This window comes from Streptomyces sp. NPDC048751, assembly GCF_043198595.1.
GTDB lineage: Bacteria > Actinomycetota > Actinomycetes > Streptomycetales > Streptomycetaceae > Streptomyces.
The window spans coordinates 1-13,714 of the sequence record NZ_JBICUX010000039.1; the positions used below are offsets into that span (position 1 = coordinate 1).

The following is a 13,714-nucleotide window of genomic DNA, read 5'->3' on the forward strand; positions in this document are numbered from 1 at the left end:
GCCTGAAGCCCACCCGATGTTCCCCCAGGTGCGCCAACACAGCGTGATTCGCCTCCCAACCGTCGGGGCTGTATTCATTGGCCGCCTCCGGCGGCCTGCCGGACTCCGTCCGGCGGTGGGGCCGGGGAGGTCGGAGCCGATGGGCGGTCCTCTCGGTCTGCCTCAGGGCTTCCAGGCGGTCCGATGTTCCCCCAGGTGCGCCAACACAGCGTGATTCGCCTCCCAACCGTCGGGAAACTTCACGATCGTCCCCAGCTGGACCGGCTCCGTCGACGGGTAGTCGTCGAGGAGGTCGCTGACGCCGGCGCGGCAGACCACGATGCAGGCGTGGCGGTGGCGGGAGGCGAGGACGCAGAGGCGGCCGGTTTCCAGGTGGAAGGCGGTGGCGTCGGGGCGGCCGGAGAGGGGGTGGAGGACGACGGTGACGTCGTACTCGCGGCCCTGGAGCCGGTTGGCCGTGTCGACGGTGACGTCCGTGACGCCCAGGTCCGCCAGGGCCGCCCGGACCGCCGCCGCCTGGTCCCGGTGGGCCGTGCCGACGGCGATCCGGTCGGCGGTCAGGGGAGCCGGGTCCGGGGAGCGTTCCGAGGTGGCGGCGCCGCCCCGGTCCAGCAGGCGTCGTACGACCGTCGCCACCGCCCGCACCGCCTCCGGGTCCGTGCGTGGCGTGTGCCGGGCGGGCAGCTCCAGCAGGCCCCAGCCGGACTCCGCGGCCTCGTCGATCACCCGGTCGGGGCCCGAGCCGTCCGACGCGACGGCGAAGGAGAGGCGGCGGTCGCCGTGGCCCGTGCCGCTGCGGAACGGGGTGTACGGGTAGAACGCGTCGGAGACCAGGGGCGCGGCCGACGCCGGGAGCCGCCAGGACACCGGGAGGCGGTGCTGCGGCAGCGTCGGGTTGTGCGCGAGCAGGGTGGAGACGGCGGAGGCCGACGGGTCGTACGACAGGCCCGCCCACTGCTCGCTGCCCACGATCGCGAACGGGTCCAGCTGACCCGGGTCGCCCACGAACAGGGCCCGCTCGAACAGCCCGGCCACGGCCAGCAGGCTGTCGGAGCGCATCTGGTACGCCTCGTCGACGATCGCGTGCGGCCACGGCTCGTCGGTCTTCACGTGCGCCCACTTGGCAGCCGTGGAGATCACGACCGGGAGCCCGTTCAGGTCCCCGGCCTTCGCCGACGTGCGGACCTGCGGCAGGTCGTCGAGCGCCTTGTCGTACGCGTCGGCGTCACTGCTGTGCAGCCGCCCCACCGGCAGCTCGGGGTTCTTCTCGGCGAGTCTCAGGACCAGGTCGTCGACCTGGGCGTTCGTCTGGGCCACCACCATCAGCGGGCGTCCCGCGTCGGCGAGTTCGAGTGCCGCGCGGACGACGAGGGTGGACTTGCCCGCGCCGGGCGGGGAGTCGACGACGACACCGCGCGCGGAGCCGTTCAGTGTGTCGTGGAGGATCGCGTCGGTGGCCCGCGAGGCCGCGGCTCCGGGGTCGAAGGCACGCCCGGCGCCGTCCCCGTGCCCCTCTCCCCGTGCGGCCTCCTCGGTCTGGGGCGCGGTCAAAGAACGTCCTCCTCGGTCACGGGATCGGCGGCCTCCGGTGCGGCGGCCGTCTCACCCGGCGGGCCACCGTGCGTCCACGGTGTGTCCTCCGGGTCGGGCAGCTTCGCGCCGCCCCGCTGTTCGTGCTCGAACAGCGTGAAGCAGACCCGGTCGCCCTTCTCGGGCACCGAACCGACCTCGGGCTCCTTGCCGCGGCCCATCTTGTCGACGATCCGCAGCACCACCAGACCCTCGCCCTCGTCCCCCACGAACTCCGCAGCCTGCGGCTTGCCCGCGAGGGACCGGTACACCTTCACCCGCTCCCCGAGGTGCGGCCGGTCGTCCGTGCGGACCGTGACCAGCGGGCGCGGGCTGGGCCGTTTGCCCTCGCTGTACGCCATGACGACACCCGTGACCTCGCCGGCGAACGCCTCCCCGGCCAGTCGCCGCCCGGCCATCACCAGCGGGTCGTCCAGGGCCTCCTGTGCCTCCAGGCGGGCCTGCTCGCGCTCACGCGTGGCGAGCTTGTTGGCGGCGGTGACCGCGTCGTCGCGGCGCGGCTGCGGGGGCTCGCCGGCCAGGACCCGGTCGCGGTGGCCGGTGAACGACCAGCGGTCGCGCGTCCACCGCTCCTCGACGTGCGCCCCCTCCGGCAGCGCCCGCAGCAGGTCCAGGCCGCGCCACACGGCGTCCCAGGTGGGCCGCGTACGGCTCTCGACCAGGGCGCGGATCTCCCGCTCGGCGGCGGTCAACGCCCCGAGCCGGTCGTCCGCCTCCAACCCGTCCTCGGCGGCCGCGAGGGCGGTACGCGCGCGGTCGTAGCGCTCGATGGCCGGGGCGAGCAGCTTGTTGTCGAACGCCGGGTCGGTGGCCGGGCCGGCCGGCGGGCACAGCAGCTGTCCCTCGGCGTCCCGGCCCACCTCGGCCCGCAGCGCCGCCTCGGCACCCGAGGTGCCCTCGGGAGGGGCGATCCAGGCCAGCAGCGCGCCCAGGTGCTGGTCCTCCAGGGTGGACTGCCCGGTCGCCCAGTGCCGGCCCAGCACCTCGGTCAGCGCCAGGAGCAGGGAGGAGCCGGGCACCCGGGCCCGCTCCCCGAAGTGCGTCAGCCACCGGCCCAGCAACGGCACGCGCGGCGGCGCGGGATGCGGGGTCTCCGGGTCCTGCTCCGCCGTACGCCGGAAGCGCATGGAGCGGCCGAGGATGCGTACGAATTCGACGCCCGCGCGGCTCGGCACGACCAGCTGCGGGGCGTCCGCGCACAGCTCGACCTCGACCTTGACGCGCTTGCCGGTCTCCGGGTCGGTCTCGTTGCGCTCGGCGGCCTCCACGTTGTCCGCGTACGCGTCGACGTACGGCAGGACGACATCGGCCAGCTCGGCGAGGAACGCGAACCTGAGGTCGCGGTCGCGCGGCTGCGGTACGACCAGCAGGCGCGGCGCGTCCCGGTCGGTGCCCACCAGCGCGCCGAGCGGGGCGCCCGCCTCACCGGCGGTGATGAGCGGCACGAACACCAGCGGCCGCGCGGAGAGGTGGCGGTGCCGGGCGGTGGCGAGGGGCTGGGCGCGGCCGGTGGTGACGGCCTCGAGGCGGGCGAGGGTGGCGATCAGCGACACGCGCCCACCCCGCCACCGAGGTCCGCGGCCGACAGCTCGCCCAGGGCCTCCGCCCGGAGTTCGGCCGCCCGGCGCAGTGCCGCGACCGCCGGGTCGTCCGGGTCGCCGGCCTCCCCGCGGGCCGCGGCCAGGACGTCCTCGACGGTCGTCAGGCCGCCCAGCTCCGCGCGGACCGAGCGGCCCAGGGAGGTCACCGCGCCGTCCGCGCGGGAGCGGTCGCGGCAGTGGAAGGCCAGCTCGCACGCGGACAGGCACTCCGGCGCGTACGTCGCCGGGACCGACTCGACGGCGGCCGTGAGGTCCTCGGCCGGCAGGTCGGGGGAGAAGCACGTGCCCTCGGGGAGCGCGTCGGCGATGTCCTGCACGCGCGTGAGGCGGGCCAGCTGACGGCTGGTGACCGCGCGCTGTTTGCGGACGTCGACGGCGGAGGCGGTCGGCAGGTTGGAGAAGTCCTTCGGACAGACGAGCAGGACGTGGTGGCGCACAGTCGGGGCCGGGTCCAGGCGCGCGGCGACGTCCTCCAGCGCCAGCACGTACACAGCGGCCTGCCGGGCGGCCGCGCCGACCTTGGACGGGTCCGCGGAACCGTCCACCATCGGGAAGGACTTGATCTCCACGACGGTCCAGCTGCCGTCGGGGTGCACGACGACGGCGTCCGGCTCCAGGAAGGCGGGGGAGCCGGCCACGTCGAGCGCCAGCATGGGATGGTCGAGGAGCGTCCAGGCGCCGCGCGCCCCGGTGGCCTCCCGCAGCTCCAGCGCCGTACGTGCCGTGCGGCCCTCGGGGCCGATCGCGGACAGGTCGGGCACGCGCGCGTCGGCGGGCGGTTCGGCCCGCGGATCCAGCTTCTCGTGGACCAGCCGCAGCAGCTCCTTGCCGCCGTCCGCCTTGACCTTCGCCTCGAACGCGTTGCCACGGGTGAGGGCGAACTGCGACTGCCCGAAGGCGGACGGCGAGCCCAGCGCGCTCGCCAGCGCCGCCTTGTTCACCCCGGCGCCGTCCAGGATCGCGCGCCGTCTGCACCCGGGGTTCGCGGCGAGTGCCGCGAGGGCGCGGGCGTCCAGCGCCTTGGCCGGTACGTCGGGACCGCGCAGCTCAGCGAGCCGGTGCCGGAGCGCCGTCCCCCGCGTCCGTGGGGGAGGCACCCGGCTCGGCTCCTGACCCGAACCGCGCATCGCGCTGCCGTGGAATTCGCTCACCCGTGGAAGTCTGGCATCCGCCACTGACAACCGGGGCACGTGTGTCGGGAGAGGCGTCCGGAGAAAGGTCCGACGAGAGGGCGAGAGAGGCGTCGTGCGTGGCCGCCGGGACGGGCCCGAACCGGGTCGCGAAGCCGGCCTTCGCCCGGTCCGCGGCGCGCATCACCAGCGGGGCGAGCAGGAACCCGACGCCCATCACGGCCGCGCCCGCGACCGCGTCGAGGAAGTAGTGGTTGGCGGTGCCCATCACCACGATGGTGGTCACCAGCGGGTAGACGACACCCGCGATCTTCGCGGCCGGCGTGCGGCCGTAGCGCCACAGCATCACCCCGCACCACAGCGCCCAGCCCACGTGCAGGCTCGGCATCGCCGCGTACTGGTTCGTCATGCCGCCCATGCCGCGCGGCGCGCTCGCCTCGCCGCCCCACCAGCCGTACGAGCTGTACTGGGCCATCGTGTCCACGAACCCGTGACCGGCCGACAGCAGGCGGGGCGGGCAGGTCGGGAGCAGGGTGAAACCTATGAGGCCTATGAACGTGGACGTCATCAGCCAGGTGCGAGCCGCGCGGTAGTGCGGTTTGAGCGAGCGGAACAGCCATACGAGGATCGCGGGCGTGACCACGTAGTGCAGCGACGCGTACCAGAAGTCGGCCGGTACGCCGAGCCACGCCTGGCTCGTGAAGAGGCGGTTCAGCGGGTGCTCGGCGTTGATGTGCAGGACCTTCTCGACGCGCAGGATCGCCAGGCCGTGGTCCACGGCCGAGGAGACGTCACCGCGCGCGAGGAGCCGACCGGCGGAGTAGCAGGCGTACACCAGCATGATCAGCGGCAGTTCGGTGAACCAGCGCAGGCGGGTGCGCGATGCTGCCTCGATGCCCGGTGTCTCGGTCTGCGGCATCCGATCGCCTCCCCCTTCGTTCTCGCGCGGCGCCCGGTGGTCCGGCCGTGCCACTTTACGGCGTATGCGCGGGCGCTCGTCCCGCGCCCCCGGCCCTGATAGACGCGGAGATCGCCCCCCGGGTTGCCCGTGCGGGGGGTGCGCGATGATGGAGGGGTTCCGTCTGAAGTCTCTTCTGGAGGGGCCCTCCATGGCACCGCGCATCCTGCTGGCCCGGCACGGACAGACGGAGTGGTCGCTGTCCGGCAAGCACACCGGCAGGACCGACGTGCCCCTCCTCGAAGAGGGACGACGCGGCGCCAAGCTGCTCGGCGAGCGACTGAACCGGGCGCCGTTCGAGGGCCTTCCCGGCGTCGAGATACGCACCAGTCCCCTGGCACGCGCGCGTGAGACCTGCGAACTCGCCGGCCTCGGTGAGCGGGCGACCACCTGGGACACGCTCATGGAGTGGGACTACGGCGCGTACGAGGGCATGACCCCCGCGCAGATACAGGCCGTCCGGCCGGGCTGGCTGATCTGGCGGGACGGGGTCCCCGAGGGGGAGACCCTGGACGAGGTGTCCGCGCGCGCCGACGAGGTCGTGGCCTGGGCGCGGGCCGAGGAGCGCGATGTCCTGGTGTTCGCCCACGGTCACATCCTTCGGTCGATCGGTGCGCGCTGGCTGGGCCTGCCGCTGGAGTTCGCGGCACGGATCCGGCTGAACCCGACGTCGCTGTCCGTTCTGGGGTGGGCCTACGGGGAGCCCGCGATCGAGAGCTGGAACGACCTGGGGCACCTGGTCGGCTAGGCCGGTCACGGACTAGGCCATGCGCGGCAGCGAAGCGTGCCGCTCCAGGAAGCCCGAGACGCCCGACGCCCTGCGGTGCGGGAGCAGCACCCGTGCCGTCCCCGAGAGCATCGTCTGGATGCGGGACGACTGGACCTCCGTCAGCAGGTCCAGCACCCGCATCCCCGCCACCGCCGCCTCGTCGGGGCGGCCGCCGCGGGCCAGGTCGTCGGCCAGTTCCGCGGTGTACAGCGCGATGTTCCGCGTGAAGTGCGGATCCTGGAGTTCCGCGGCCCGGCGCGCGTGCCGGGCGGCCCGGGGCCAGTCGCCCAGGGCGGACCAGCACTGTGCCTCCAGGCCCTCCAGCTCGGCCTCGCCGTAGAAGCTCATCCACTCGGGGTCGGCGTCGCAGGGGCCCCGCTCGTAGAAGGCCTGCGCGCGGACTAGGGCCTGTTCGCAGCCGGAGCGGTCGGCGAGACCGGCCCAGCCGCCCGCCTCCCGGAGCGCGAGGAGGGACATCAGGCGAGGTGAGCCCAGCGGGCGGGCGACGCGCTGCGCGGCCTGCGCCGCCCGGACCGCCTCGCGCGGTCGCCCGGCGTCACGCGCGAGGAACGCGGTGTTGCAGAAGGCGTGCGCCTCCAGGCCGGCGTCCCCGTTGACCCGCGCGGTGGCCAGCGCCTCCGCGTAGTGCGAGCGGGCGTCGTCGAACCGTCCCGAGTCGTGCGCCAGCCAGCCCACGGAGATGGCGAGTTCACCGGCGCCCGAGTGCAGCCGGTCGGCGGTCGCCTGCCGGGTCGTCTGGGCGTCCAGCAGCGCGTACGCGGCACGCAGGGGGGCCGCCGCGCGGCGGTACAGGCCGTCGGCGCCGTGCCGGTCGTCGAGCAGACGGATCCTGCGGACCGCTTCTTCCAGGGCGCTCGCCTCACCCGCTCCGACGCGGCGCGCGGGCCGCTCGGCGGCCGACGCGTCCAGGGCGAGCCCGAAGGGGCCCAGCGAGGCGGCGGCCACCGTGGCGCCCCCGCCGGTCATGAATGCGCGACGCAGCACGTCGCTCTCCTCGTGGTTGTCGTACCTGTCGTACGGGTCCTGCGTGTCATACGGCTCGTGCGCCCCTCGCGTCTCACCAGAGGCGTACGCAGGGCTCGTGGTCCGCGTAAGGGGCGCGTCCTCGGCTGCGCGCGCCCCTCTTCCGCGTACGGAGGAGCGAGGCGCGAAGCCGAGGTCGGTGAGCGTGCGACCGGGGAACATATGGAGGAACACCCGTTCGTACGCGTAGTTGGGACAGCGGATCTCACCCGCCTCCACCCGGCCGATGTAGCGCGCGTCACAGCAGACCCGCTCCCCGATCTCGCGCGCCGCCCGCCGCACCAGGGCGGCGAACTCGGCCGGTGAGCGCTGGCCGCGCACCTGCCGGAAGGCGAGATTGGGTCGCGGTGGCGGACTGGGATGGGATGAGCTCACCGTTGACGACGCCATGGCCGGGTCCTCTCGTGCGAACCGTCGAACCATGCCGGATTCGGAATGAGTTGTCCGTCTGACACCCCGTTTCCGGCGGGCAAGAACGTACCTGCTGTGGCCGTGTCGACACGCTGTGTTTGGCTACAAACCGGATATCTCATCCACGATCTGCCATGAACTGCCATCCTTTGCGGCGGACTTCCGCCGTAGCCGTTGACGGCGAGCCGCGTTGAATCCCGTGGACTGCAAGTGGGGTTCCGTGGTGGAGGCCGGGATGAAGACCAGCCAGAGCATCGATCCTCGTACACAGAGGGGCTGTGACGTGGTCACCGTCCCGGCGCGACAGGGCCTGGAGGCCGTCGACATCCTGCGGCGGGGCGGCGGCGAAGCGGTCGGGCCCGTCCTGCACGACGACGGCTGCGACACGCTCGGCTTCGTGGTGCCACCGGGCACCGCGGCGGCCTGGGACGTGCCGGGCAGCACCTGTACGGAGACCGACGGACGCGGACTGCGACTGAACCCCGAGCCGCCGGTCGAGGGCTCGGACTGGCTCCTGCACCCGGAGGACGCCGACCTGGCCACCGACCCCGCGGTGCTGCGGGCGGCGCTGGACGAGGCGGCACGGCTGATCGAAGCGGCGGACAGCCGAAGATGAGGCCCCCGTCCCGGCCGGTGCCCCGGCCTGCGGGAGCATGAGCCTCTCCCGGCTGCGAAAATGGTCCAATGGGCAAGTACAGGAACACGCGGCGCGGGCAGGCCGCGGCCGACGCCGTCGTCGAGACCGTCGACGGCGGGCTCGCCCAGCTCATACCCGACCGGGACCGGGCACGCGCCTGGACACTCCTGATCGACGGGGCCCCGCAGTCGCACGTGGACCTCGACGACCCGGCGTTCCTCTCGTTCGAATACCAGCGGCGCCTCGGACACGTCATCGACCTCGCCGCACCGCCCGGCAAACCCCTGCACGCCGTCCACCTCGGCGGTGGCGCCTTCACGCTCGCCCGCTATCTCGCCGCCACCCGCCCCCGCTCCACCCAGCAGATCGTCGAGCGGGACGCACTCCTCGTCCAACTGGTACGCCGGGAGCTGCCGTTGGACGCCGGCGCCCGGATCCGGGTGCGGTCGGTGGACGCCCGGGACGGGCTCGGCAAGGTGCCCGACGGCTGGGCCGACCTCGTCATCGCCGACGTGTTCAGCGGGGCCCGCACACCGGCCCACCTGACCTCGACCGAGTTCCTCGACGACGTCCGCAGGGCCCTGGCCCCGGGCGGCCTGTACGCGGCCAACCTCGCCGACGGTCCACCGCTCGCCCATCTGCGTGGCCAGATCGCCACCGTCGCCGCCCGCTTCCCGGAACTCGCCCTGATCGCCGACCCGGCCGTCCTGCGCGGCAAACGCTTCGGCAACGCGGTCCTCGTCGCCTCCGACCGCCCGCTGCCGGTCGCCGAGCTGACCCGCCGGGCCGCCTCCGACCCGCACCCCGCACGGCTGGAGCACGGCAAGGCGCTGACCGACTTCACCGGAGGGGCCGCACCGGTGACGGACGAGGCGGCGGTCGCGTCACCGGCGCCACCGCCGTCGGTGTTCCGGTGACGCGACGCGGCAGCTCCCGATGACTCGGATGACTCAGTAGGTCCCGATCTCCACCCGCGGCGGCCCGTCGTGCCAGGTGCAGAACACCGACACCCGGTCCGCGCCCGAGGTGAACTCCACCCGGATCCACGACTCCGTCTTCCACACCTGCATCGACCAGCCCGTGCCAGGAGTGGCCGACACGAGCGTCGCGGAGGTCCTGCCGAGCGAGAAGACCACGCGACCGCCGTCGGTGTCGTAGCTCTTGACCTGGCCGGAGGGGGAGGCGGAGGGGGCCCGGCTCGACCCGCGGGCCGGCGTCCGGGAGGGTGTCGGCGCGGCGGGCGTGCGGCTCGGGTCCGGCTTCGCCGACGGACTGCTCGACGTCGACGGCGACGCCGACGACGATGGCCGACCGGTGCCGGACGCCGGCGGCTTCGACTCCTGAGTGGTCACGTCGGCCGCCGTGACCGGCAGGGCGCGGGGCGGGTCGTAGGCCGTGCCCGCGAGCACCGTGTGCACGCCCCACCACGACAGCGTGGCCGCCGCGCCCGTGGCGAGCGTCCAGGCCAGCACGTGTACGAGTCCCTTGCGCATCGCCGGTCATACTGCCTCACACGGCCTCACCCGTCACACGGGCCTCATGCCTGCCCCACCGGTTGTCCACAGGCCGGGAGTTGTCCACAGGCCCCTGTTCGACCGGTCGACATGGCGTACGGTGCCGCGCATGGCACGTGTGCTCGTGGTCGAGGACGACCAGTTCGTACGCTCGGCGCTCATCCGGCATCTGACCGACGCCGCACACACCGTGCGCAGCGTCGGCACCGCGCTGGAGGCGCTGCGCGAGGTCGCGCACTTCCGCTTCGACGTCGTCATCCTGGACCTCGGACTGCCCGACCTCGACGGCTCCGAGGCGCTCAAGATGCTGCGCGGCATCACGGACGTGCCCGTGATCATCGCCACCGCGCGTGACGACGAGACGGAGATCGTCCGGCTGTTGAACGCGGGGGCGGACGACTACCTGACCAAGCCGTTCTCGGTCGAGCACCTGTCGGCCCGGATCGCCGCCGTACTGCGCCGCTCCCGCGCGGGGGCGACTGACTCGCCCCCGTCCAGCGTCCTGCGCGTCGGCGGCCTGATGGTCGATCCGCTGCGCCGGCAGGCCGAGTTGGACGGTGTCCGCCTCGACCTGACCCGCCGTGAGTTCGACCTGCTCGCCTTCCTGGCCGGACGGCCCGGAGTCGTCGTGGCGCGCCGGGAACTGCTCTCCGAGGTGTGGCAGCAGTCGTACGGCGACGACCAGACCATCGACGTGCATCTCTCCTGGCTGCGGCGGAAGTTGGGGGAGACGGCCGCGCGGCCCCGCTATCTGCACACCCTGCGGGGCGTGGGCGTGAAGCTGGAGCCACCGGGCGGGGCGGAGCCGGTGCGATGAGGTGGGCGCTGGTCAAGGTCTGTCTGGCGGTCACCTCGATGGTCGTGGTCGCCTTCGCGGTCCCGCTTGGTCTCGTCGTCAGGGAGTTGGCGCGCGACCGCGCCTTCTCCAACGCTGAGCGGGAGGCGGCGGCCGTCGTACCGGCGCTCTCCATCACCACCGAACGCGCCCAGTTGGAGCGCGTGGTCGCCTCCGCCGGCTCCGACGCGGGGCCGGCCGTGCACATCCCTGCGACCGACGGCCGGGCCGCCGTCGACCTCGGACGGCAGCGCGCGTCCGACGGTGACATCGAGACGGTACGGAGACTGGGGCGGGCCTCCACCAGCGAGGTGCCCGGCGGCTTCACGCTGCTCCAGCCGGTCGCGCTGAGCTCGGGCGCGATGGCCGTGGTCGAGGTCTACGTCCCCGAGTCCGAGGTCAGCAACGGTGTCGGCACGGCCTGGGCGGTCCTCGCCGCGGTCGGCGCCGCCCTGGTCGTCGGCTCGGTCGCGGTCGCCGACCGGCTCGGCGTGCGGATGGTGCGGCCCGCGCGGCGGCTCGTCGAGGGCGCGCACGAGCTGGGGGAGGGCCGGCTGGGCGCGCGGGTGCCGGAGGAGGGCCCGACCGAGCTGCGGCTGGCGGCGGTCGCCTTCAACTCCATGGCCGACCAGGTCGTCCAGCTGCTCGCGAACGAGCGGGAACTGGCGGCCGACCTCTCGCACCGGCTGCGCACCCCGCTGACCGTGCTGCGGCTGAACACCGCCTCCCTCGGCGACGATCCGGCCGCCGAGCAGACCCGGGCCGCCGTGGCCCAGTTGGAGCGCGAGGTCGACACGATCATCCGCACGGCCCGTGAGGCCAAGCCGCAGACCGCGGCCGCCGGGCCGGGCGCCGGGTGCGACGCGGCCGAGGTGGTGCGGGAGCGGATGGCGTTCTGGTCGGCGCTCGCCGAGGACGAGAACCGCAAGGTGCGGGTGGCCGGTGTCGACCGGCCGGTGCGCATACCCGTGGCCCGGGCGGATCTGGCGGCCGCCCTGGACGCCCTGCTCGGCAACGTCTTCCGGCACACGCCCGAGGGCACGGCCTTCGCGGTCGACGTGCACAACGGCGAGGACGCGGTGATCGTGCTCGTCTCCGACGCGGGCCCCGGCATATCCGACCCGCGGGCCGCGCTGGCGCGCGGGCGCGGCTCCGGCAACGACGGGTCGACCGGGCTCGGCCTCGACATCGTGCGCCGGCTCGCGGAGTCGACGGGCGGGGACGTCCGGATCGGGTCGTCGGTCCTCGGCGGCACCGAGGTGCGGATCTGGATCCAGCTGGACGGGCGCGAGCCGTCGCGCGGGGGACACCGGGGCTCCGTACGGAGGCGCCGACCGAGCCGATGGGCCTCGACCTTCAGTCGGTCCCGGTCCCCCAGGTGATCACAGATCCCCATAGGGGATCAATCGTGTCGATTACGTTTCGACAAATGAACGCAATGACTCTTGACGCATGGCAGCAGGTGGGGCTGAGATGGCGCCACCGTGTTCGGTCAAGTTGATTTCTGGTCGATCGTGATCAGGTTTCAGTCAGCCTCGCCTCATGGCCGAACCCTGCCCTCAGGAGCCGTTCATGCACGACCTCTCTCCCTCCGGACTCTCCCTGCCCTCCCCCAGTCGTCGCAGCCTGCTGCGCGGTGTCGGCGGCGCCGCACTTCTCGCGGGGGCGGGCATACCCCTGCTGAGCGCTTGCGGCGGCAGCGGGACGGCCTCCGACTCGAAGACCGTCTCCCTCGGCTCGAACTCCTCGGACGCGGTGCCGAAGAAGGCGTTCGCGGAGATCTACGCGGCCTTCACCAAGCAGTCCGGGATCAAGGTCGACGTCAACACCAAGGACCACAACACGTTCCAGGAGCAGATCAACTCCTACCTCCAGGGCACCCCGGACGACGTGTTCACCTGGTTCGCCGGCTACCGGATGCAGTTCTTCGCCAACAAGAAGCTCGCCACCCCGATCGACGACGTGTGGGCGAAGATCGGCGGCAACTTCCCCGACGCCATGCAGAAGCTCAGCAAGGGCGCGGACGGAAAGTACTACTTCGTACCGCTGTACACCTACCCCTGGGCGGTCTTCTACCGCAAGAGCGTCTTCCAGGAGAAGGGCTACAAGGTCCCCACCACGTGGGACGAGCTCGTCGCGCTGTGCAAGCAGATGAAGAAGGACGGCCTGGTCCCGATCGCGTTCGGCGACAAGGACATGTGGCCGGCGATGGGCACCTTCGACCAGATCAACTTCCGCACCAACGGCTACGACTTCCACGTCGACCTGATGGCCGGCAAGGCGGCCTGGACGGACCCCAAGGTCCGCAAGGTCTTCGACCACTGGACCGAGATCCTGCCCTACCACCAGGACGGCGCCGTGGGCCGCACCTGGCAGGACGCGGCGCAGACGCTGGTGTCGAAGAAGGCGGGCATGTACGTGCTGGGCACGTTCGTGGCGCAGCAGTTCACCAACAAGGCCGACCTGGACGACCTGGACTTCTTCGCCTTCCCGGAGATCGACCCGCAGTTCGGGCAGGACACCGTCGAGGCCCCGACCGACGGCTTCATGCTGAGCAAGGCCCCCAAGAACCACGACGGCGCGATCAAGCTCCTCGAGTACCTGGGCACCCCCGAGGCCGAGCAGATCTACCTCAAGGCCGACTCCAGCGTGGTGGCCGCCTCCTCCAAGGCCGACACCTCCTCCTACACCCCGCTGCAGAAGAAGGCGTACGACATGATCTCCGGCGCCAAGAGCCTGACGCAGTTCATGGACCGTGACTCCCGGCCGGACTTCACCTCGACGGTGATGCAGCCCGCGCTGCAGAAGTTCGTCCGCGACCCCAAGGGCATCGACAGCCTGCTGTCGTCCATCGAGCGCCAGAAGAAGCAGATATTCGCGTCGGCCTGAGCGCCCACGCCTGAGCACCCACACCATGACTTCTGAGACCACCACGAAGGACCCGGAGGCGGCCGCCGTGCCGCCTCCGGGCGCCGCCGCGTCCGCCGCCAAGCGGATCCCGCAGGGCCACCGGCGCCTGCTGACCCGCCGCGACCGCCTCACGCTGGGCCTGATGGCCGGCGTGCCCACGATCCTGCACGTGGCCCTCGTCTGGGTCACGGCGCTGGCTTCCATCGCCCTCGCCTTCACGACCTGGGACGGCATCGGCTTCGACTCCATCAAGTGGGTCGGGCTGCAGAACTTCCGCGACCTGTTCACCAGCAACCCGCAGTTCTGGCCCGCCGT

12 protein-coding genes and 1 pseudogene are annotated in these 13,714 nt (G+C 72.8%); 7 read left to right on the forward strand and 6 right to left on the reverse strand.

What is annotated here, in order from left to right; genetic code table 11:
• Nucleotides 1–162: 162 nt before the first annotated feature.
• The 4 genes from ACGFNV_RS46645 to ACGFNV_RS46660 form a co-directional block, all read right to left on the reverse strand.
• On the reverse strand, nt 163–1,446 hold the full coding sequence (locus ACGFNV_RS46645; protein WP_393631774.1) for an AAA domain-containing protein: 1,284 nt from the start codon (nt 1,444–1,446) through the stop codon (nt 163–165).
• 101 nt (nt 1,447–1,547) lie between these two features.
• On the reverse strand, nt 1,548–3,143 hold the full coding sequence (locus tag ACGFNV_RS46650; protein ID WP_393631757.1) for a hypothetical protein: 1,596 nt from the start codon (nt 3,141–3,143) through the stop codon (nt 1,548–1,550).
• Nucleotides 3,134–4,288 carry a hypothetical protein gene (locus tag ACGFNV_RS46655; protein WP_393631758.1) on the reverse strand — a complete coding sequence of 385 codons (1,155 nt, stop codon included), beginning with the start codon at nt 4,286–4,288 and terminating at the stop codon, nt 3,134–3,136. Before ACGFNV_RS46655 ends, ACGFNV_RS46650 begins: the two co-directional genes overlap by 10 nt.
• Nucleotides 4,239–5,240, reverse strand: coding sequence for a phosphatase PAP2 family protein (locus tag ACGFNV_RS46660; protein ID WP_393631759.1), 1,002 nt, complete (start codon nt 5,238–5,240; stop codon nt 4,239–4,241). Before ACGFNV_RS46660 ends, ACGFNV_RS46655 begins: the two co-directional genes overlap by 50 nt.
• A gap of 190 nt (nt 5,241–5,430) precedes the next feature.
• Between ACGFNV_RS46660 and ACGFNV_RS46665 the strand changes: the two genes are divergently transcribed.
• A complete protein-coding gene (locus tag ACGFNV_RS46665; protein ID WP_393631761.1) occupies nt 5,431–6,027 on the forward strand; it encodes a histidine phosphatase family protein in 597 nt (198 codons plus the stop codon).
• Between the two features lie 12 nt (nt 6,028–6,039).
• On the opposite strand, the gene ACGFNV_RS46670 is transcribed toward ACGFNV_RS46665, so the two are convergent.
• Nucleotides 6,040–7,482: a hypothetical protein gene (locus ACGFNV_RS46670; RefSeq protein WP_393631762.1), complete on the reverse strand. Its 1,443-nt coding sequence runs from the start codon at nt 7,480–7,482 to the stop codon at nt 6,040–6,042.
• A 256-nt stretch (nt 7,483–7,738) separates the two neighbouring features.
• Here ACGFNV_RS46670 and ACGFNV_RS46675 point away from each other — a divergent pair, with 256 nt between their 5' ends.
• Both ACGFNV_RS46675 and ACGFNV_RS46680 read left to right on the forward strand, forming a co-directional pair.
• Nucleotides 7,739–8,119: a hypothetical protein gene (locus tag ACGFNV_RS46675; RefSeq protein ID WP_393631764.1), complete on the forward strand. Its 381-nt coding sequence runs from the start codon at nt 7,739–7,741 to the stop codon at nt 8,117–8,119.
• A 68-nt stretch (nt 8,120–8,187) separates the two neighbouring features.
• Nucleotides 8,188–9,057, forward strand: a complete 870-nt coding sequence (locus tag ACGFNV_RS46680; RefSeq protein ID WP_393631766.1) for a spermidine synthase — start codon at nt 8,188–8,190, stop codon at nt 9,055–9,057.
• Between the two features lie 33 nt (nt 9,058–9,090).
• On the opposite strand, the gene ACGFNV_RS46685 is transcribed toward ACGFNV_RS46680, so the two are convergent.
• Nucleotides 9,091–9,633 carry a hypothetical protein gene (locus ACGFNV_RS46685; RefSeq protein WP_393631768.1) on the reverse strand — a complete coding sequence of 181 codons (543 nt, stop codon included), beginning with the start codon at nt 9,631–9,633 and terminating at the stop codon, nt 9,091–9,093.
• A gap of 130 nt (nt 9,634–9,763) precedes the next feature.
• Here ACGFNV_RS46685 and ACGFNV_RS46690 point away from each other — a divergent pair, with 130 nt between their 5' ends.
• From ACGFNV_RS46690 to ACGFNV_RS46705, 4 genes and pseudogenes are all read left to right on the forward strand, one after another.
• Complete coding sequence (locus ACGFNV_RS46690) at nt 9,764–10,471, forward strand: response regulator transcription factor (RefSeq protein ID WP_393631769.1); 708 nt, start codon at nt 9,764–9,766, stop codon at nt 10,469–10,471.
• Nucleotides 10,468–11,871, forward strand: a complete 1,404-nt coding sequence (locus ACGFNV_RS46695) for an ATP-binding protein (RefSeq protein WP_393631771.1) — start codon at nt 10,468–10,470, stop codon at nt 11,869–11,871. Before ACGFNV_RS46690 ends, ACGFNV_RS46695 begins: the two co-directional genes overlap by 4 nt.
• 190 nt (nt 11,872–12,061) lie before the next feature.
• Nucleotides 12,062–13,378 carry an ABC transporter substrate-binding protein gene (locus ACGFNV_RS46700; RefSeq protein ID WP_393631772.1) on the forward strand — a complete coding sequence of 439 codons (1,317 nt, stop codon included), beginning with the start codon at nt 12,062–12,064 and terminating at the stop codon, nt 13,376–13,378.
• Nucleotides 13,379–13,403: 25 nt separating this feature from the next.
• Nucleotides 13,404–13,714: pseudogene (locus ACGFNV_RS46705) on the forward strand (sugar ABC transporter permease); the annotation flags it as partial.

Coding starts and splice junctions, on each gene's coding strand:
- ACGFNV_RS46685 (WP_393631768.1), bottom strand. CDS start 9,633: ATGCGCAAGGGACTCGTACACGTGCTGGCCTGGACGCTCGCCACGGGC.
- ACGFNV_RS46665 (WP_393631761.1), top strand. CDS start 5,431: ATGGCACCGCGCATCCTGCTGGCCCGGCACGGACAGACGGAGTGGTCG.
- ACGFNV_RS46670 (WP_393631762.1), bottom strand. CDS start 7,482: ATGGCGTCGTCAACGGTGAGCTCATCCCATCCCAGTCCGCCACCGCGA.
- ACGFNV_RS46660 (WP_393631759.1), bottom strand. CDS start 5,240: ATGCCGCAGACCGAGACACCGGGCATCGAGGCAGCATCGCGCACCCGC.
- ACGFNV_RS46690 (WP_393631769.1), top strand. CDS start 9,764: ATGGCACGTGTGCTCGTGGTCGAGGACGACCAGTTCGTACGCTCGGCG.
- ACGFNV_RS46675 (WP_393631764.1), top strand. CDS start 7,739: ATGAAGACCAGCCAGAGCATCGATCCTCGTACACAGAGGGGCTGTGAC.
- ACGFNV_RS46695 (WP_393631771.1), top strand. CDS start 10,468: ATGAGGTGGGCGCTGGTCAAGGTCTGTCTGGCGGTCACCTCGATGGTC.
- ACGFNV_RS46700 (WP_393631772.1), top strand. CDS start 12,062: ATGCACGACCTCTCTCCCTCCGGACTCTCCCTGCCCTCCCCCAGTCGT.
- ACGFNV_RS46680 (WP_393631766.1), top strand. CDS start 8,188: ATGGGCAAGTACAGGAACACGCGGCGCGGGCAGGCCGCGGCCGACGCC.